The organism is Myroides injenensis M09-0166, assembly GCF_000246945.1.
Taxonomy (GTDB): domain Bacteria; phylum Bacteroidota; class Bacteroidia; order Flavobacteriales; family Flavobacteriaceae; genus Flavobacterium; species Flavobacterium injenense.
Genome location: NZ_BAEX01000006.1, coordinates 1 through 18,252 on the forward strand (window position 1 = coordinate 1; position 18,252 = coordinate 18,252).

The window sequence follows — 18,252 nt, forward strand, 5'->3', positions numbered from 1 at the left end:
ATATCACTTTTGAATCTTATAAAAATACAGTAAATATTGTTCTATTTGTTATATTTTATACTTTTTCGCATAAATAAAATTTTAATTTTAGATTATTTGATATTGGTTAATATTAGATAATACTATTAAAATTATGTAATTCACTTAGTATTAGTTATAAAAATGTTTTAACTGTCTTGTTTTAGTCTGCTATAAGTAATTTTATTTAATTAGTTTAATATTTTTATTATCTTTAGTTGATTATTATATTCTTATTATCATGTATAAAATATTATTAGTTGATGACCACCCATTAATTGTTGAAGGTTATATTTTAGCAATAAATAAAGACAGTAATACTTTTTTCGAATCTGACTATAAAAAAGCGTTTGATTGTCAGTCAGCAAAATTACTAATTGATGAAGCGGTCGCAAAACAAATTTGTTTTGATGTAGCTATAGTTGATTTTTCTGTTCCTGCTTCCGAAAGCTTTAATTGGAATGATGGGGGTGATATTATACTATATTTGAATAAAGTTATGCCTGGTTGTAAGACAATTATGATAACAGGACACACTGAGGTTTTAACAATTTATGAAATTGTTAAAAATGTCAGACCAGATGGTTTAGCAACAAAACATGAGATAACGCCTGATGGTCTAGTAGAAATAATTAAAAAAGTATTAGGTGGTGATCGTTACCAAAGCGATATTGTAAAACATTGCTTGGGAGAAATAGTTCGAAAAGAAATGATGTATGATGATTATAACCGTACTATTTTAGTATTATTATCTAAAGGTTATAAACTATTAGAATTGGAAAATCATATTCCTCTTTCTAGTCCTGCGATTAAGAAGAGATTAGCAAAGATGAAACAAGCTTTTGGAGTAGCAGATACTGCAACATTAGTACAGAATGCAATTAAGTTAGGATTTGTATAAAAAAAAGCGTTGATATTCATCAACGCTTTTTTCGTTTTACTAATTTATTTTTTTAAGTAGTCTCTTAATACATATTGAAGGATTCCATCATTTCTGTAATATTCAATTTCTATTAGGGAATCAAATCTCGCTAATACTTGGAATTTTAACTCTTCTCCATTTTCTCTAAGCGCAATAACATCAATTAATTTATGTGGTGTTAAATTATCTTGTAGACCTGTTATTGTAAATGTTTCTTTACCAGTTAATCCCAATATTTCAGCTGACTGCCCTTCTAGGAATTGTAAGGGAGCGATACCCATACCAATTAAATTACTTCTGTGAATACGCTCAAAACTTTCTGCTATAACTGCTTTAACGCCTAGTAAATAGGTTCCTTTTGCAGCCCAGTCTCTTGATGAACCACTACCGTACTCTTTACCTGCTAATACAATTAGAGGTGTTTTGTCGTCTTTATACTTCATTGCAGTATCAAAGACTGTTAATGACTCATTAGAGGGTAAATACGTACTATAACCACCTTCTCTCTGTGCTATTTTATTTTTTATACGAACATTTGCAAAAGTTCCTCTCATCATGACTTCATGATTACCACGACGTGATCCATATGAATTGAAATCTTTTGGTTCGACTCCTTGACTAATTAAGTATTTTCCTGCTGCAGATTCTTCATTAAATGCACCAGCAGGAGAAATATGGTCAGTAGTTACGGAATCACCTAAATATAATAATACTCTTGCATTATGAATATCAGTTATAGGTTTTGGTTCTTTTGGAAGATTTTCAAAGAAAGGAGCTTGTCTAATATAGGTTGAGTCTAGATTCCATTCATATTTTTGACCTTTAGGAGCTTCTAAACTTTTCCAATCGCTTTCTCCATCAAATATTACGCTGTAAACTTCATCAAAATCTTCTTGTTTAAGCGATTCTCTGATAACTGATCTAATTTCGTCATGTGTAGGCCATATATCTCTTAAGTATACTGGTTCTCCATTAGGATCATAATCTAATGGGTCATTGATGATATCAATATCTACACGGCCTACTAATGCGTAAGCAACAACTAGCATAGGAGACATTAAGAAATTCATTTTTACTTGTGGATGTACTCTAGCCTCAAAGTTTCTATTCCCAGAAAGAACTGATGCTACTACTAAATCACCTTTAGTCACAGCCTCCGCTACTGGTGCAGGTAATGGACCACTATTTCCTATACAAGAGGTACATCCGTAACCTACTGTGTGAAAGCGAAGTGCTTCTAAATCTTCTGATAATCCTGAGCGTTCAAGGTATTTTGTTACTACTTTTGATCCTGGTGCTAGACTTGTTTTCACCCAAGATTTAGTACGTAGCCCTCGCTCAATTGCTTTACGAGCAACTAGACCTGCCCCAATCATCACTTCGGGATTAGAAGTATTAGTACAACTTGTAATAGCCGCAATTACTATACTACCATCACTTAATACGTACTCTTTGTTTTTTTGTTTAATGCGGACAGTTCTTAAACTATCTTTTACAACTTCAATATTCTGTTCTGGTTGTTGGCGTTCTTCATAAAGGAATTCTGTTCCCGAACCTCCTTCAGATAGCCAAGCATGTTCTTTACGCTCTTTTGATTCTACATATGAACGATGATAATCTTCATGTAATAACTTAGTAAAGGCATTTCCTAAATCTTTTGCAAATATTTTATCCTGCGGACGCTTAGGACCAGAAACAGTTGGCTCTAGCGTATTCAGATCAAGTTCTAAAACAGATGAATATTCAATATTCTCTTTTCCTGTACGCCACAACATATTATCTTTACAATATTCTTCCACTAAATTAATTTGCTCTTCAGTGCGATTAGTTTTGCGCATATAATCTAGGGTTTGCTTATCAATTGGAAAGTATGTTACTGTACATCCAAATTCAGGAGACATGTTAGATATAGTAGCTCTATCTGTCACAGTTAAATTGTCTAAGCCATCTCCAAAGACTTCAACAAATTTTCCAACAACTCCGTGTTGTCTTAAAATTTTAGTAATGGATAATACCATATCAGTTGCAGTTGCTCCTTCTGGTATTTTTCCGGTAAGCTTTAGACCTATTACTTCAGGGCAAGTAAAGTAAATGGGTTGTCCAAGCATTGCTGCTTCCGCTTCAATACCTCCAACACCCCAAGCGATTACTCCAATTCCATTAACCATTGGTGTGTGTGAATCAGTTCCTACTAAAGTGTCAGGAAAAGCCCATCCATCTCGTTCTATAATACCTTTAGCTAAATATTCTAGATTTACTTGGTGACATATTCCCATACCCGGTGGTACAACAGTGAAGTTATCAAGTCCTTGTTGTGCCCATTTTAGTAATTCATAACGTTCTGAATTACGTTCATATTCCTTTTCAACATTACCTTTATAGGAATAGTCAGTTCCATAATAGTCTACTTGTACAGAGTGATCAATTACTAAATCAACAGGAATGGCTGGATTAATCTTATTTCCGTCTTTTCCTTGTCTAATAAATTCATCGCGTAATGAAGCAATATCCACTACGGCTGGTACTCCTGTAAAATCTTGCATTAATACACGTGCTGGTTTGAAAGGAATATCTTTGTCAGTACCTTTTGGATCCCAGTTAATAAGTGTATCTAAATGCTCGTCAGTAATCACATATCCATCATGATTGCGAAGGACATTTTCTAATAGGATTCTAATTGAAAAAGGTAGTCGCGATATATTATCACCTTTTTCTTCTAGTGCTTTTAGAGAAGCAATTTTATACTTTGTCATGGTTGTTAATTTTAAAGTATAATGTACAAAAAAATACAATTGAATTTTTAATTTTAACGTATATTATGAATTTAAAACGAATTCTGAACTCTTGCGTTTATTGAGATTTAGACAAAAAACAATACTTTGTTTTCTTAATAAAGGAGGGCGTGATAAAGCTATAATTTAGTAGGGTATTATGTAGCTTATTGTGTTTTTAATCTTTTTATTGTTTGTTATTGAGTACTTTAAAGTAGTTCAATGTTTTTAGTGAATACTAGGGGTTGACACACTGTAATAGCTATTATCTTAGAGGAGATTAATATATTTTAAAAAAATGCCATATGTTATGTATGTGATATTTGTCATATTTTTTTAACACATCCTGTTATAATTTTACAAAAATTAAAGTCTAAAAATATGAAAATAGAACAAATATATACTGGATGTATTGCTCATGCAGCTTATTATGTAGAAAGTAATGGTGAGGCAGCTATTTTTGATCCTTTAAGAGATGTACAGCCCTACATAGAGAGAGCAAATAGAGATCATGCAAAAATTAAGTATGTATTTGAAACTCATTTTCATGCAGATTTTGTTAGTGGTCATTTAGATTTAATGGAAAAGACTGGAGCAATCATTGTTTTTGGACCTACAGCTTCTCCTAGTTATGAAGCTACAATTGCAAAAGATAATGAAATATTCGTTTTAGGAAATATTAAAATCAAAGTCTTACATACGCCAGGGCACACTATGGAAAGTTCGACTTATTTGATTTATGATGAAGAAGGTAAAGAACATGCCATTATTACTGGTGATACTTTGTTTATCGGGGATGTGGGACGTCCTGACTTAGTTCAGTTAGTTAATTCTGAAATAACAGATGAGATTCTAGCAAGACATCTATTCCAATCTCTACGCTATAAGATTATGCCATTGCCAGATGATATTATAGTCTATCCTAATCACGGTGCTGGTTCTGCTTGCGGTAAGAATATGAGTAAGGAAACAACAGACACGTTAGGAAATCAGAAAAAGACGAATTATGCGCTACGTCATGATATGACGGAAGATGAGTTCGTGAAAGAACTATTAACAGGGTTAGCAACTCCTCCTCAGTATTTTCCTAAAAATGTTTTGATGAATATCCAAGGATATGAGCATTTAGATGATGTATTGGATAGAGCTAAGAAACCATTAACATTAGAGCAATTTAAAGAAGTTATTAACACAGGTGAGGTTTTAATTTTAGATACTAGAGATCCACAAGTTTTCTCGCAAGGCTTTATTCCTTTAAGTTTAAATATTGGTTTAAATGGGCCATTTGCAGTATGGGTAGGAGAGATGATTAGTGATATTAAACAGCCTATTGTATTAGTTACTGAAAAAGGGAAAGAAGAGGAAAGTATGATTCGTTTATCTAGAGTAGGTTATGATCATACTATTGGTTATCTGGAAGGTGGTTATGAAACTTGGAAGCAAGCTGGTCTGCCAACAGAAAAAATAAAACGTATTTCTAGCACTGAATTTGATAAATACTGGGGCGATAGACAAGACAAATGTATTTTACTTGATGTTAGAAAAGAGAATGAATTTATCTCTGAGCATTTAAAAGATTCTATTAGCATACCTCTTAATCAATTGAAGGAGAACCTTAAGCAAATAGATACAAATAAAGAATTAATAGTTTACTGTGCAGGTGGCTATAGAAGTATGATAGCAGCTTCAATTTTATATGGAGAAGGTATAAAGAACTTAGTGGATGTTATTGGTGGCTATGGTGCGATTAGTAAAGAAAGCAAATTAGAAAAGACAAATTATATTTGCCCAACGTCAATGTTATAAAAAGATTAAAAACTTAATTGTCTTGTTATAATTAATGTTTTTATTTGTTCTCAAAAGTACGTCATGGCAAAAATATTAGGGTTAGTAGGTGTTGGTCTTATTGGAGGATCAATGGCCTTAGAGTTGAAAGCAAAAGGTTTTGTAGGTAAAGTTTTAGGAGCTGATTTATCTAAGACTAATCTACAAAAAGCGCAAGAGTTAAAAATAATTGATGAAGCAGTTGATTTAGATGAATTACTGAGTGCAGCTGATATTGTAATACTAGCTACACCGGTAAATGCAACTTTAGATTTAGTATTGTATGCATTAGATCGCCTGAAAGAGGGAGCAGTTTTAATGGATGTGGGATCTACGAAATCAAAGTTGTCGTTTGCAATAGAGAATCATCCCAATAGAGAGTTCTTTGTAGCAACTCATCCAATGGCAGGTACGGAATTTAGTGGGCCAGAAGCTGCATTCAGAGGATTGTTTAAAGAGAGAGTAGCAATTATTTGCAATCCTGAAAAATCAAGTCCTAAAGCTTTGAATATAATATCAGAGTTATATTATCATCTTGAGATGCGACTTATTTTAATGGATGCTAATTCACATGATGAGCATGTTGGGTATGTTTCTCATTTGTCTCATGCGATATCATATGCATTGGCTGTTGCTGTTTTGGATAAGGAAAAAGATGACACTGCTATATTTAACTTAGCGGCAGGGGGATTTGCTTCTACTGTTAGGCTAGCAAAAAGTTCTGTAGATATGTGGTTGCCTATTTTTGAGCAGAATGCTGAACATATCTTACCAATATTGGATATATATTTGGATAAACTAAGTTTGTTTAAGACTTATTTAGAAAATAGAGATACAGAACAATTAGGTGATTTCATTAAGGAGGCAAATAGAATTAAGGATAAATTAAAAAAATAGTCTAATGCAATTGAGTACTTTTTAGTATTTTGGACTCTAAAATTTTTTATTATGATTAGACATATTGTAATGTGGAGGCTTAAAGATGAAAATAAAGAAGCCAATAAAATAGAGATTAAGAAGAGATTATTGTCATTAGAAGGTAAAATAGCAGAATTAAAATCAATTGCAGTTGAGTTTAATTTGCCTGAAATAAGTGAAACAAATTATGATGTTATATTATTAACAGAGTTTAATAATAGTCAAGATTTAGATATATATGCTAACCATCCTTTGCATTTAGAGGTGGTAAGTTTTATAAAATCAGTTGTAAGTGATAGAGTCGCAATCGATTACTAGTTGTTATTAGTTAAAACTGTTTTTTATAGGTTAGTTATTGTTAGTAAATAGTATTATTTACAGTTAAGTTTAAAGTTAGTTATAATGTAATCGTTTTGCGATGAAGGGTTGTCAATTTATTGGCAACCCTTTTTTTATAGAAGTATCTATTTTTTTTGAGGTAATTCCAGAGGTTATTTGTAAATAAATAAAGTAACTTTTTTGAATATTTTTGAATACGGCAGCCTTTTTATAGCATGATTTGTCCATAACAGAAAGGGATTTAATGTGCATGAATACATAGTGAGTCCATTGTGAGACTATTAAAACGCAGGAATTTAATGGAGTCATTATGGATATATTATGAAGTCACTTTTCTAGTATAGCCTAGCAAACTAGTTTCATAGTGCTTTTTTCGTACATCTATTGTATTATGCTGATTTAAAAATTATTTTTTTTAAATATTGAATCTTTTTATTACTATTAGTAAGTTTTTCATTATATGAGTTAGTAACTAATTTTATTAGGTACCATATGCCTTTATTACTTTAGTTGTTTTATGGTCAGCTTTACCGTAGCGATCTTCTTTCAAGTGGATAATAATTGTTTTTATGTCTTTGTCTGTTTTTATTGTAAAAGGTTTTGTATAGTTATATCCCGTTACTAAATTACTTTCTTTACCTGGTATTTTTTTAATAGTTACAGTACAGTTTACAGTCAATGAATTATCTACTATGTTCTCTTCGTTGATTTGGATAGATGCTATTTTATTAAGGTTTAATCCATTTGAACTATACCAACCTTGAAGAATAAAGTTATAGGTAATATAATTGTTAGTAATTTTTGAATTTAGTTTAAGAATATCAAAAGGGAGGTATTCATTTTCGTCGGTAAGTATTGTCTTGCTCGTTGTATTATTATTTAGGATGTCTGTTGATGTAACTCTTTGAGGTTTTAGAACAGTTGGTGTTAATTCTAGTTTATTATTAGTACTGCAATTAAATAATACCATACTGAGTAGAATTGTAGATAAGCTCGTTGACAGAGAATAAATCTTTTTATTAAAGCTCTTTTTATTTGTGAGTATCTTTTTCATATAGCAATAATCTAAACTTCTATTATTATAAAAGTACATTAATTTAAGCTATTGTTTTATAGCTGTTTATAGTGAAATTGTAGTGCTAAAAATAGCTATAAAAAAATCACTTATTAAATTTAATAAGTGATTCTATTTTGTAATAATCGATACTCAATGTTTGCTTTTTCATAGCAATTTTTAAAATTCAAACATCTATTTGTGATGCAACAAAGGTTGTGTTTTTTAGCTGATTTAGAAATCCCTATTTATAGTTATATTTATGACATAATACTGCTAAATAAAGGGCTATTTACTTAGTTGTTCTTTTTTATTAGTCCATATTCAATGGCAAGGGTAATAGCAGAACTTAGATTAGGAGCTTTAAATTTCTCAATTAAATTCTTTCTATGACTATCCACAGTATGAGTACTTATAAATAATTTATCTGCTATTTGTTGTGTTGTTAATCCATAAGCAGCTTCTACCAATACTTCTTTTTCTCTGCGAGTTAATTTGGGAATAGTGTTTAAACTATCTTTCGTTTTTTTATTTAAGATAGCTTTTGTCTGTGAACAAATAAAAGTATTGTTGTTGAATACTTCATTTATCCCCAAGATAATTTCTTCTACAGATGCATTTTTTTGGATGTAGCCAGAGGCTCCTTCTTGTAATGCGCTATTAATTACAGCGTATTCATTATGAACACTCAACATTATTATTTGAAGATTAGGATATTTCTTTTTTAATGGTTTAATATACTCGAGGCTATTGGTTTCTTCTAAATTAATATCTAATAATAGTATGTCGATAGGTGTGTTTTTTAATGCGTCTTGCAAAGCTTCAGTGCTAGCATAGCAGCCTACTACTTCGATGTTTTCTTTGAAATTTAGTATGTTTTTTAAACCTTCAAGTAATAAAGGATGATCGTCAGTAATTGCAATTTTTATCATATCTTATTTTTTTGGGAAATGAAATTCAACACTAGTTCCTAAGTTTTCTTCTGAATGGATATGTAGTTCACCTTTAAGAAAACGGATACGTGATTGTATATTATGTAAGCCAGCAGACTGACTTTGTTTGATATTTTCTATCTTAAATCCTTTACCGTCATCTTCAACGGTAATGAAATATTCTTTTTCATCTTCAACAAATTGAATAATTATTTGTGATGGATTGGCATGTTTAATCGAATTATTTACAAGTTCTTGGATAATTCGATAGACCAGTAACTGGTTATCTTGATTAAGTTTTTTTGTATAGCTTAAGAATTGTACATCAATATCTAAATTTGGATTTGACATTCTTGAGGCATATTCTTTTAATGCTTCTTCTAGACCATACTTAACTAATAAATCGGGCATTAAGTTATGAGCGACTCTTCTAAGCTCATCTACTGCATTGTCTAAATAAGCAATAGACTTTTTCATTTCTTCTTTTGAAGAATCATTTATCTTACTATTGAGGTTAGTCAACTGTATCTTTGTCCCAGATAATAAGCCACCTAAACCATCGTGTAAATCTCTTGCTAGACGTGCTCTTTCTTGTTCTTGTCCTTCTAATAAAGCTGTTAAAGTTGAGATCTTCGTTTTTTGGCGCTCTTGTTCTAATTCTAGACTATGTAACTCTTCTTTTTGCTTCATACTTTTATTACGTTGTTTAAATAAGTATAATAATGTTATTATTAATAGGGCAAATCCAATAGATATAGCGATAAAGTAATCATTTAGCTTTTCTTTATAAGAGAGCTCCTTCTTATAGTTCTGAATATCGAGTAGTTTAGTTTTGTTTTCAAGTTGGGAGAGTTGAAGTGCTTGTTCATGTTTATGAGCTTGCAACTCACTTAATTCCAGTTTTTTTCGTTGGTTATCTTCACTTAGCTTCAGGTTTTCAAGTTCTTGTTTTTGTTGAATTCCTAAGGATTGCATAAGTTTTATTTGCTGCTCTTTCTTTTCAGATTCTAGTTTTAACGTACGTAACTGTTGCTTTTGTTGTTCTTTTTCGAATTGAGATTCTAAGCGCTTACTGATCTCCATTTTTTCATGATCATAAATAATACTATATGTTTCCATGTAAAGTTTATGGAATTGCAATGCATCATAATAGTTCTTTTCACGTTCACTTATTCTAGTTAGGCTTTCATAAATTGACAGGAGAATATTATTATCTACTAAGTTACTTGATTTTACTTTCATCAATGCGGAAAGCAAATAGCTTTTAGCCTGTTCTGTGTCATTTTCTTCAATAGCTAGTTCTGCCATTATTCCATAAGCAGAAGCCAAATGGTTAATTTGTCCCGTTTGTTCGGCTATTTCTTTTGCTAATTTTGTATATTCTCTTACCTTATGGCGTTCGCTTTGTGGATAATAGTGTAAGTATAAGTTAGCTAGGTTATTTGCCACAAAAGATAAATTAGATGCAGATGCAATAGTATCTTTATTGTTTTCATATGTGTCAATAGCTAGCTTATAGTATTTTTCTGCAAGATTTCGCAATTCAATATTTGTGGGTTTTTGTACAAATTGCACTTCATATAAATATCCCATCATCATGTAAGCATCAAATATAGCATTAGCATTTTTCTGTTTTATGGCTAGTTCTAAAGTTAGTTTACTATATTTTTCTTGTAGTTCGAAATCATTCCAATTTGCATAAATACTTGTTAACTCTTTATATGTTGCTGAAAGTCTCGATAATCTTGAGGAAGAAGAAGGAGCTTGTTCTAATAACTTTACAGCATTAATAAAATTCTGAACTGCTTGTGCTTCTTTGTTATTTCTTGTATTCAGCCAACCAATACAATAATTTACATAACCTTTTATTTCAAAGTCATCAGTTCGATCTGCATATTTTTGTGCTTGTAGAATACTTTCATTTGCTGCTTCTATTTTTTCTTCTATTCTATAATTCATAGCAAGAATACAATAGAGGTAAGCTGTATATTTTGAATTACCTTTTTCTTTACTCAAAGCAATATTTTGTTTGAGCAAGTTAAGAGCATTTTCCTGTTGATCATGAAAGAAAAGCGCTTGTGCATATTTTCCAGCAATTTCAAAACTCTCTGATGTTCCTTTTTTTACGTTATTGTATTGTTGATTATAATTGGATAATATATCTTGACCTACTGCCAATGGGCTTATGAATAATACTAAGAGTAGTATTATAAGCGAAAATTTATGCTGTTGGTTAAGTAGGTTTCTTTTCATTAGCCGAAAATAATTGCGGTTTTATATTTATAGAAAATAGATAGATGCTTAATTTTTAAATTTTATTCTAATTAAGTGATATTCACCTTTGTCAATGATTTGATTTAAGTTGTAATCAATGAAGAAGTAAATATATATTTGTTTAGTTTCTAAATTTTTCCAATCATTTAACTCGCTATTTTGGTACAAACCATGGATAGTCCATTGATAGATATCCCATTCAGCTGATGTACCAACTTTCTCGACCCTCTTATCCTTTTCAGAAGCATAAAATAGGTATTGATGACCTTTAGTTGAGTTTATAGGATAATTTTTATTATTATCTATTGCAGGTGCAAAGCCAGTGCCTGGACTAAAGAAAGAAAGATCTTGTAGGGATATACCCTCATAGTTTTTTGTCGCTAGTTTATCTTCAGTTACTAAAACTTGTGCTGCTCTGAATTTTCCATTACCTACTAAATATGATTTATTTAAGTAATCTATACTAAAGGTATCTCGTTTTAAGGTTATTTTATTACTTTTTTTATTTAAGATTATCGATTTGTTTCCCTGAGTAATCTTAAGACTTGTGTCTAGCGGCTGTTCTTGTGCAAACGAAAAAAATGGTAGTAATACCAATACCACTAGTAAATGTATTTTTCTCATTTTTTTATTTTATGTATTACAAAGATACCTAAAGAATAAGGTATTAGTACTCACTTTTATTAGTGATATTTTTTGCTAAAGTTCATTTGTAAAATTTTTACTTTTGTATTAATAAATGGAAAATAGACAATAAATGAAAATATTACCTTTTAAAGTTGAGGAAAGACTGGATAATGGTCAGAATATTGAGTTATTTCCTTCCTTATTGGTTTTTAGTAACGGAACGAAATATTTAGTTGATTGTGGATATTCATGTACTTTTGAAGAGTTTGAAAAAGAGGTTAATATAATTGGATATTCAATATCTCAATTAGATGGAATTATTATATCTCATGACGACATAGATCATTTGGAAGGATTAGCAAAATTTAAAAAGGCTAACCCCAATTTAATCATCATTAGCAGTGCAATAGAAAGAGATTCGATAGAGGGAACTATTCCTGCAGAAAGACTTGTACAAGTTCAGGATTCTTTAGCTTTTGTACCACAAGAACAACGAGGATGGGTATTGCAATTTGCAGAACAACTAAAGAATATTGAACGCTTTCCTGTCAACAGAACCTATGCGGATGGTGATTATATTGAAGGTGAGTTAAGAGTTGTTTATACACCTGGCCACACTAAAGGACATCTTTCATTGTTTCATGAACCAAGTGGGATTTTAGTTGCTAACGATGCATTGGTAATAGAAGAAGGAAACTTTAATATTGCCAATCCCCAATTTACTTTAGATATAGAACAGGCTATAAAATCTGTAAAGAAGCTAAAAGAATTACAACCTTCAAAAATAATATGTTATCATGGTGGCGTAATGGAAAGTGATATTGATAGTAAATTAAACGATTTGCTTTTGAAATACTAACAGCAGATGTTAAATATAATACAACTAGATAATTGTTTATAAAAAAAAGCTACACTAGGTAGCCTTTTTTTAGCACTTTACTAAAAACAATTAAGTTTTTCTTTTCAGGAATTTTTACAAATGTAAGAGATTCGTATGTTTTATGCTTATTTATGCAATACATTTATTGGATACTAAATGTTAATGAAATTAACAGATATAAGTAAGGATATGTGGTTACTATTGCGATAAATAAAAAACCTCAAAAGTGATTAAGCTTTTGAGGTTTTTAGCAGAGAGGAAGGGATTCGAACCCTCGATACGTTGCCGTATACACACTTTCCAGGCGTGCGCCTTCGACCACTCGGCCACCTCTCTCTGTCTATTAGTCTGCGAATATATAAATTATATTGTAATATCTAATAATGTACTATTCTATTAAAAATAACTTTATTCAGCTTCCATTTCACCACAAATTGGTGTTTCAAAAGCAGTCTTGAAATCTACAATATCTTTTTTGCTTAGTAGATACATTAACTTGGTAATTGCCGCTTCTGTAGTAATATCTTTTCCAGAAATAACACCTATCTCTTTTAATTCAGTACTCGTTTCATATTTGCCCATGTGGACACTTCCACTAGAGCATTGGGTTACATTAATAACTTTTAGACCATTTTTAATAGCTTCACTTAAGGTAGAAATAAACCATGCTTCAGTAGGAGCATTACCAGAGCCATAGGTTTCTAAAACAATACCTTTTAAATCTTTGATATTTAAAATCGCCTCTAGCACATTTTGTTGAATACCCGGGAATATCTTTAGAATCATTACGTTTCTTGACATTTCTTTGTGTACTTTCAGTGGTAACTTTTCATTTGAGTACACAAGTAAGGGCTTATTGACTCTTAGATTAACTCCAGATTCTGCTAGATGAGGTATGTTAGGAGATGTAAAAGCATTAAATAATTCTGCACTTACCTTTGAAGTTCTGTTTCCTCTATATAATTTATATTCAAAATACAAGCAAACTTCTTGAATAACAGGTTTGTCATCATGCTGTAAAGCTGCAACTTGAATAGCTGTTATTAAATTTTCTTTTGCATCCGTACGCAAATCTCCAATCGGTAATTGAGAACCAGTTAGAATTACTGGTTTATGTAAATTCTCTAACATGAAACTTAATGCAGAAGCAGAATAAGACATAGTATCCGACCCATGTAGGATTACAAATCCATCAAATTTATCATAATATTCTTCTACTACACTTGCCATTTGCACCCACATTTCTGGACGCATATCAGATGAATCGATAGGAACTTCAAAGGAATAAGTTTCAATTGAACAATCTAATAAATGTAATTCTGGTATGCGTTCTACTAATTGATCAAAATTAAAAGCACGTAGAGCTCCTGTTTTAAAATCTTTAACCATACCAATCGTTCCACCAGTATAGATTAGTAGAATAGCAGGTTTCTTATTCATTACTTTGTATTTTGAGTTTATTAATTACAGGATTAGCATACATCGCTAAAAAGTTTTCTACAACCACCTTATTACACTTATCTACTCTAAGTTCCAGTCTTCTTTCAAACAATTGTTTTGCTTGTTCAGTATATTTATCAGCAAAGAGCGAAGTATTATTTAATATATCGTAAGCTATATAGTTTGTAGGCCATAAATAATAATTAGCTACTATAGAATGGTCAATTACATTAGCTACTCCTTGCATTTGTTTATTAATTTTATCTGTAGAATTAGCTACTTCGTCTAGTTCATGATTTAAAACATCGCCTATATGAATATGAATACCACGTTTTTGCCCAATAATACCACTGTAAAGATTGATGAAATCTTCATTGCGATCTTTTATATAATCTTCATTATTTGCTTTTGCTATAATTTGCGGCATTTTTAATGCGTCTGTAGGGTCGTATTCATATGAAATAGAAACAGGAACTATTCTAATTTTCTTAAAATATTCCATAATATTTGACTCATCTGATGCCATACCTAGCATTTTTAGTACTCCTTGGTGTGTAGCGTCATTTCCGTCTTTTGTTCTTCCTTCCCTTTGAGCAATCCACACTGATCTATTTTCTTCTGTTAATAAATGATGAATATACTCAGACATTATTTTAGAACTTTCTAATAATTCCCTAGGTGGTAAACCTCTTTTTACTAAGAAATTTCTATTGACTTTTGCAAGTGCTAGTAGGAAAGATTTTTGTACTAAATTATCTCCAATTGCTGACGCTGTCATGATTAACCCATGGTCTTTCAATGCTACGTTTAGCAAAGAAGTATCCATGATAATATCACGATGATTGGAAATATATAAATAAGGTGTATCTTTTTCTAATTTTTCGAATCCAGAAGTGGTTAATCCACTTGAACTTTTTTCTAAAATTCGTTGAATTGAATGATAAGCAAATTCATCTTGAAATTGCTGTATAGACTTTACTTCTCGAAGTGCTTCCATCCATTCTTCCTCTTTTTTATTCGGAAAAGTAAATCCCATTAAAGCTTTAATCATTGGGTGTTTAGAAATCTGTTTTAAGACTTCATTTACCTCGTGATCTTGGTAATGGCGTATTGAGTCAAACTTAGACATTATCGTGCTTTATTATTGTAAACAATTGTATGTTTTTGTTGTTAAATTCCAAAAACAGCTTTTGAATTTGCTGTTGTTTGTTTTGCTATTTCTTCAAGTGGTATATCATAAATAGTAGCTAGTTTTTCTGCTATATTTACGATGTAAGCACTTTCATTTCTTTTTCCTCTAAAAGGAGTCGGTGCAAGATACGGAGAATCAGTTTCTAATACGATCTCTTGCAAAGGGATTTTGTTAAGAAATTGATCAATTTTTCCATTCTTGAAAGTTGCTACTCCACCTATTCCTAATTTTAAATTATAGGATAAAGCTGTATTAGCTTGTTCTTCTGTACCTGTAAAGCAGTGAAATATCCCTCTTAAATCATTTCCTTTTTCCTTTTCAAGGACTTCAAAAACTTCATTAAACGCATCTCGACAATGAATATTAATGGGAAGCTTATATTTTTTTGCAAGCTGAATTTGTTTTTGAAAAGCCTCTTGTTGAATTTCTAAAGTACTTTTATCCCAGTATAAATCTACTCCAATTTCTCCAATTGCATAAAATTTCCTTCTTGCTAGCTCTTGTTCTACAAAGGCTAATTCATTTAAATAAGTATCGGGTTTTACATCAGTTGGATGCAACCCCATCATTAAAAAAATATGATCTGGAAATTCTTCTTCTAGTTCATACATTTTTTCTGTATAGCTAGAGTCAATCGCTGGTATAAAAAAACGTGTAACACCATTAGATATTGCACGATTTATTGTTTCTTTGCGATCATCAGCAAAGGCATCAGAATACAAATGAGTATGTGTGTCTGTAAAAATCATTCCTAGGGGTATTTTTTTATTTTGCTATTCCAAGACTACAAAAGTACCTTATAAATTGAATTAAAACTATATTTAAGTGATGGAAAACTTAAAAGAACTACTAAAAAAAGAAGGATATAAGAAAGTTACATTTAAAATATCACGTACACAACACTTATTTATACGTGCTAAAATTAATGGTGTAATTGGTGATTTTATATTAGATACAGGTGCATCTAATAGTTGTATTGATTTTGCACATATAGAAATGTTTAATGTAATTCCTTCTGATTCAAAAACTAAAGCTTCTGGAGCGGGAGCCAATGGTATGCATACTCAAGTAACTTATGATAACCATTTACAATTGGGAAGATGGCATCATAAGAACTTTAATTTTGTGATAATTGATTTAACTCATGTGAATATTGCATTAACAGAGTATAAAACAAAAAATGTTCACGGTATAATAGGTTCAGATGTTTTATTGCAGGGTGAAGCAATAATTGATTACAAGAACAAAGTACTTTATATTAAATAGATTAAAGTTTTTGCTTACTCCATTCTGCAGCAACCTCTTCTAATTCCGTATACCAATCTTCTCCATATTTACGAATTAATGGAGCTTTTAAGAATTTATATACTGGTACTTGTAGTTCTTTACCTAGTACGCAAGCGTCACTACAGATATGCCATTTGTCATAATTTACTGCTGAAAAAGAAGAAAACTCTTTAATTCTTATAGGGTATAAGTGGCAAGAAATAGGCTTTTTCCAGTCTATAAGTCCTTCATTATAAGCTTTTTCAATTCCACAAAGAGCCATTTGATTTTCATAAATTACGTAAGCACATTCTCCTCCTTCAATAAGTGGGGTTTCATATTCCCCGTCTTCACCTATTATTGTAGTTCCTTGTGATGCAATGGCTTCAATCCCTTCAGGTCTTAAAAAAGGTTTTACTTTGTCATATATCTCATTCATTATGTCTACTTCTGCTTCTTCTACAGGAGCACCTGCATCACCATCTATACAGCATTGACCTTTACAAGCTGAAAGATTACAAACGAATTCTTTTTCAAGAACTTCCTCTGAAACGATAGTTTTTCCGATTTGAAACATAATAGAATGATTTAAAAATGCGTGCAAAAATACAAATCTTTACGCTATAATAATTTTATAGGGGCATCGCTGATGTTATTTTATAATCATCCTAAATAATATTTTTCTAAAATTAACTGTGCGATGGTTTGAAAACCAATAAGATATTATGTTTGTAATTTTAAGCACTTCCTTGCAAATCCTTAATTTTTGAATTAATCATTTAAGTGGTGTTATGATAAGTAGTAAAAACGATTGACTCTTATTAGTTGTTTGTTATGTTCTGTTGTTTTTATAAATTAGTGATATTTATATTTAAAAATTTATTGTTTATATAGTATATTGTAATGATAATGAGTTGAAATGATTTATTTTAGATTCATTGTTTGTAATTACTTTAAATATATTAATATGGATTTTAGTTTTCGTGATACTATTAGTGTAACAATGATCTTATTTGCCGTTATAGATATTTTAGGATCTATTCCGATTATTGTTGATTTACGAAAACGAGTAGGTCATATAGAATCAGAAAAAGCGACATTAGTATCCGCTATTATTATGATTGCTTTTTTATTTATAGGAGAGCAATTATTAAATTTAATAGGTATTGATGTAAATTCATTTGCAGTAGCGGGTTCGTTTGTTTTGTTTTTTCTTGCTTTAGAAATGATATTAGGTATTCGATTATATCGTGATGATACTCCCTCTACAGCATCAATTGTTCCACTTGCTTTCCCGTTGATTGCTGGCACAGGAGTACTTACAACTATTTTGTCTTTGCGTTCGCAATATGCTACAAGCAGTATCATGTTAGGGATTTTAATTAATATGATTTTAGTTTATGTAGTGTTAAAGTTATCGTCTAAAATTGAAGCTCTTTTAGGAGCTAGTGGTCTGGGAATCATAAGGAAAGTGTTTGGGGTTGTGCTTTTAGCTATTGCTGTTAAATTATTTAGTGGTAATGTTAAAGGGTTGTTTGATTAGGTAATATTTTTGTACTTTCGGACAATAAAATCAAATACTTTATCATAGATAATGAAAATTTTCAGTTACATCGCAATCGTCTTTGTTCTTGCATTAGTTATATTCAATATTACAATGTTAGATTTTAGTAATCTTTTTCAGGGAGATAGTTTGATTGCATTAATCGGTATAGTGGCTCTTTTATGTGCAGTTTGTATTCTATTGATTTATCGTACTTCAAAAATGATTGACGACAAAACAAAATAACGAACT

Annotated in this window: 17 protein-coding genes and 1 tRNA gene; 8 read left to right on the forward strand and 10 right to left on the reverse strand. The window is 30.9% G+C overall.

What is annotated here, in order from left to right; all coding sequences use genetic code 11:
• Window positions 1-259: 259 nt before the first annotated feature.
• Entirely contained in the window at window positions 260-919 is a 660-nt protein-coding gene (locus tag RH98_RS01820; protein ID WP_010249878.1) for a response regulator, read from the forward strand.
• A 44-nt stretch (window positions 920-963) separates the two neighbouring features.
• On the opposite strand, the gene acnA is transcribed toward RH98_RS01820, so the two are convergent.
• A complete protein-coding gene (gene acnA, locus RH98_RS01825) occupies window positions 964-3,693 on the reverse strand; it encodes an aconitate hydratase AcnA (RefSeq protein WP_010249880.1) in 2,730 nt (909 codons plus the stop codon).
• A gap of 399 nt (window positions 3,694-4,092) precedes the next feature.
• Between acnA and RH98_RS01830 the strand changes: the two genes are divergently transcribed.
• The 3 genes from RH98_RS01830 (at window position 4,093) to RH98_RS01840 (ending at window position 6,771) form a co-directional block, all read left to right on the forward strand.
• Entirely contained in the window at window positions 4,093-5,517 is a 1,425-nt protein-coding gene (locus tag RH98_RS01830) for an MBL fold metallo-hydrolase (protein ID WP_010249882.1), read from the forward strand.
• Between the two features lie 63 nt (window positions 5,518-5,580).
• Window positions 5,581-6,432: a prephenate dehydrogenase gene (locus RH98_RS01835; RefSeq protein ID WP_010249884.1), complete on the forward strand. Its 852-nt coding sequence runs from the start codon at window positions 5,581-5,583 to the stop codon at window positions 6,430-6,432.
• 51 nt (window positions 6,433-6,483) lie between these two features.
• Window positions 6,484-6,771, forward strand: a complete 288-nt coding sequence (locus tag RH98_RS01840) for a Dabb family protein (protein WP_010249886.1) — start codon at window positions 6,484-6,486, stop codon at window positions 6,769-6,771.
• A 502-nt stretch (window positions 6,772-7,273) separates the two neighbouring features.
• Here the strand turns inward: RH98_RS01840 and RH98_RS15180 are convergent.
• The 4 genes from RH98_RS15180 to RH98_RS01860 all read right to left on the reverse strand — a co-directional run bounded on the left by RH98_RS15180 (window position 7,274) and on the right by RH98_RS01860 (window position 11,676).
• Window positions 7,274-7,846 carry a hypothetical protein gene (locus RH98_RS15180; protein ID WP_141629407.1) on the reverse strand — a complete coding sequence of 191 codons (573 nt, stop codon included), beginning with the start codon at window positions 7,844-7,846 and terminating at the stop codon, window positions 7,274-7,276.
• A gap of 296 nt (window positions 7,847-8,142) precedes the next feature.
• Window positions 8,143-8,778 (reverse strand): response regulator transcription factor, encoded by a 636-nt coding sequence (locus tag RH98_RS01850; protein WP_010249891.1) that lies wholly within the window; start codon window positions 8,776-8,778, stop codon window positions 8,143-8,145.
• Between the two features lie 3 nt (window positions 8,779-8,781).
• Window positions 8,782-11,031 (reverse strand): sensor histidine kinase, encoded by a 2,250-nt coding sequence (locus tag RH98_RS01855; RefSeq protein ID WP_010249893.1) that lies wholly within the window; start codon window positions 11,029-11,031, stop codon window positions 8,782-8,784.
• A 48-nt stretch (window positions 11,032-11,079) separates the two neighbouring features.
• A complete protein-coding gene (locus RH98_RS01860; RefSeq protein ID WP_010249895.1) occupies window positions 11,080-11,676 on the reverse strand; it encodes a hypothetical protein in 597 nt (198 codons plus the stop codon).
• Between the two features lie 133 nt (window positions 11,677-11,809).
• Between RH98_RS01860 and RH98_RS01865 the strand changes: the two genes are divergently transcribed.
• Window positions 11,810-12,538: an MBL fold metallo-hydrolase gene (locus RH98_RS01865; RefSeq protein WP_010249897.1), complete on the forward strand. Its 729-nt coding sequence runs from the start codon at window positions 11,810-11,812 to the stop codon at window positions 12,536-12,538.
• A 272-nt stretch (window positions 12,539-12,810) separates the two neighbouring features.
• Here RH98_RS01865 and RH98_RS01870 read toward each other — a convergent pair.
• From RH98_RS01870 to RH98_RS01885, 4 genes are all read right to left on the reverse strand, one after another.
• Window positions 12,811-12,895 (reverse strand) — tRNA-Ser (locus RH98_RS01870).
• A gap of 72 nt (window positions 12,896-12,967) precedes the next feature.
• Window positions 12,968-13,999 carry an asparaginase gene (locus tag RH98_RS01875; RefSeq protein ID WP_010249899.1) on the reverse strand — a complete coding sequence of 344 codons (1,032 nt, stop codon included), beginning with the start codon at window positions 13,997-13,999 and terminating at the stop codon, window positions 12,968-12,970.
• Window positions 13,992-15,128 carry a 1-acyl-sn-glycerol-3-phosphate acyltransferase gene (locus RH98_RS01880; RefSeq protein ID WP_010249901.1) on the reverse strand — a complete coding sequence of 379 codons (1,137 nt, stop codon included), beginning with the start codon at window positions 15,126-15,128 and terminating at the stop codon, window positions 13,992-13,994. The genes RH98_RS01875 and RH98_RS01880 overlap by 8 nt, the downstream gene beginning before the upstream one ends.
• A 41-nt stretch (window positions 15,129-15,169) precedes the next feature.
• Window positions 15,170-15,940, reverse strand: coding sequence for a TatD family hydrolase (locus tag RH98_RS01885; protein WP_010249903.1), 771 nt, complete (start codon window positions 15,938-15,940; stop codon window positions 15,170-15,172).
• 79 nt (window positions 15,941-16,019) lie between these two features.
• On the opposite strand from RH98_RS01885, the gene RH98_RS01890 reads away from it, so the two are divergent.
• A complete protein-coding gene (locus RH98_RS01890; RefSeq protein WP_010249905.1) occupies window positions 16,020-16,457 on the forward strand; it encodes a retropepsin-like aspartic protease in 438 nt (145 codons plus the stop codon).
• 1 nt (window position 16,458) lies between these two features.
• Here the strand turns inward: RH98_RS01890 and RH98_RS01895 are convergent, their stop codons facing one another.
• Window positions 16,459-17,034 (reverse strand): DUF3109 family protein, encoded by a 576-nt coding sequence (locus RH98_RS01895; protein ID WP_010249907.1) that lies wholly within the window; start codon window positions 17,032-17,034, stop codon window positions 16,459-16,461.
• A 390-nt stretch (window positions 17,035-17,424) separates the two neighbouring features.
• Between RH98_RS01895 and RH98_RS01900 the strand changes: the two genes are divergently transcribed.
• Window positions 17,425-18,000 (forward strand): MarC family protein, encoded by a 576-nt coding sequence (locus tag RH98_RS01900; protein ID WP_010249909.1) that lies wholly within the window; start codon window positions 17,425-17,427, stop codon window positions 17,998-18,000.
• A 51-nt stretch (window positions 18,001-18,051) separates the two neighbouring features.
• Window positions 18,052-18,246 carry a hypothetical protein gene (locus tag RH98_RS01905; RefSeq protein ID WP_026038681.1) on the forward strand — a complete coding sequence of 65 codons (195 nt, stop codon included), beginning with the start codon at window positions 18,052-18,054 and terminating at the stop codon, window positions 18,244-18,246.
• Window positions 18,247-18,252 lie beyond the last annotated feature (6 nt).

What these genes read in the sequence shown, in the direction of transcription:
- RH98_RS01820 (WP_010249878.1), top strand. Translation starts at nt 260, where the DNA reads ATGTATAAAATATTATTAGTTGATGACCACCCATTAATTGTTGAAGGT.
- acnA (WP_010249880.1), bottom strand. Translation starts at nt 3,693, where the DNA reads ATGACAAAGTATAAAATTGCTTCTCTAAAAGCACTAGAAGAAAAAGGT.
- RH98_RS01830 (WP_010249882.1), top strand. Translation starts at nt 4,093, where the DNA reads ATGAAAATAGAACAAATATATACTGGATGTATTGCTCATGCAGCTTAT.
- RH98_RS01835 (WP_010249884.1), top strand. Translation starts at nt 5,581, where the DNA reads ATGGCAAAAATATTAGGGTTAGTAGGTGTTGGTCTTATTGGAGGATCA.
- RH98_RS01840 (WP_010249886.1), top strand. Translation starts at nt 6,484, where the DNA reads ATGATTAGACATATTGTAATGTGGAGGCTTAAAGATGAAAATAAAGAA.
- RH98_RS15180 (WP_141629407.1), bottom strand. Translation starts at nt 7,846, where the DNA reads ATGAAAAAGATACTCACAAATAAAAAGAGCTTTAATAAAAAGATTTAT.
- RH98_RS01850 (WP_010249891.1), bottom strand. Translation starts at nt 8,778, where the DNA reads ATGATAAAAATTGCAATTACTGACGATCATCCTTTATTACTTGAAGGT.
- RH98_RS01855 (WP_010249893.1), bottom strand. Translation starts at nt 11,031, where the DNA reads ATGAAAAGAAACCTACTTAACCAACAGCATAAATTTTCGCTTATAATA.
- RH98_RS01860 (WP_010249895.1), bottom strand. Translation starts at nt 11,676, where the DNA reads ATGAGAAAAATACATTTACTAGTGGTATTGGTATTACTACCATTTTTT.
- RH98_RS01865 (WP_010249897.1), top strand. Translation starts at nt 11,810, where the DNA reads ATGAAAATATTACCTTTTAAAGTTGAGGAAAGACTGGATAATGGTCAG.
- RH98_RS01875 (WP_010249899.1), bottom strand. Translation starts at nt 13,999, where the DNA reads ATGAATAAGAAACCTGCTATTCTACTAATCTATACTGGTGGAACGATT.
- RH98_RS01880 (WP_010249901.1), bottom strand. Translation starts at nt 15,128, where the DNA reads ATGTCTAAGTTTGACTCAATACGCCATTACCAAGATCACGAGGTAAAT.
- RH98_RS01885 (WP_010249903.1), bottom strand. Translation starts at nt 15,940, where the DNA reads ATGATTTTTACAGACACACATACTCATTTGTATTCTGATGCCTTTGCT.
- RH98_RS01890 (WP_010249905.1), top strand. Translation starts at nt 16,020, where the DNA reads ATGGAAAACTTAAAAGAACTACTAAAAAAAGAAGGATATAAGAAAGTT.
- RH98_RS01895 (WP_010249907.1), bottom strand. Translation starts at nt 17,034, where the DNA reads ATGTTTCAAATCGGAAAAACTATCGTTTCAGAGGAAGTTCTTGAAAAA.
- RH98_RS01900 (WP_010249909.1), top strand. Translation starts at nt 17,425, where the DNA reads ATGGATTTTAGTTTTCGTGATACTATTAGTGTAACAATGATCTTATTT.
- RH98_RS01905 (WP_026038681.1), top strand. Translation starts at nt 18,052, where the DNA reads ATGAAAATTTTCAGTTACATCGCAATCGTCTTTGTTCTTGCATTAGTT.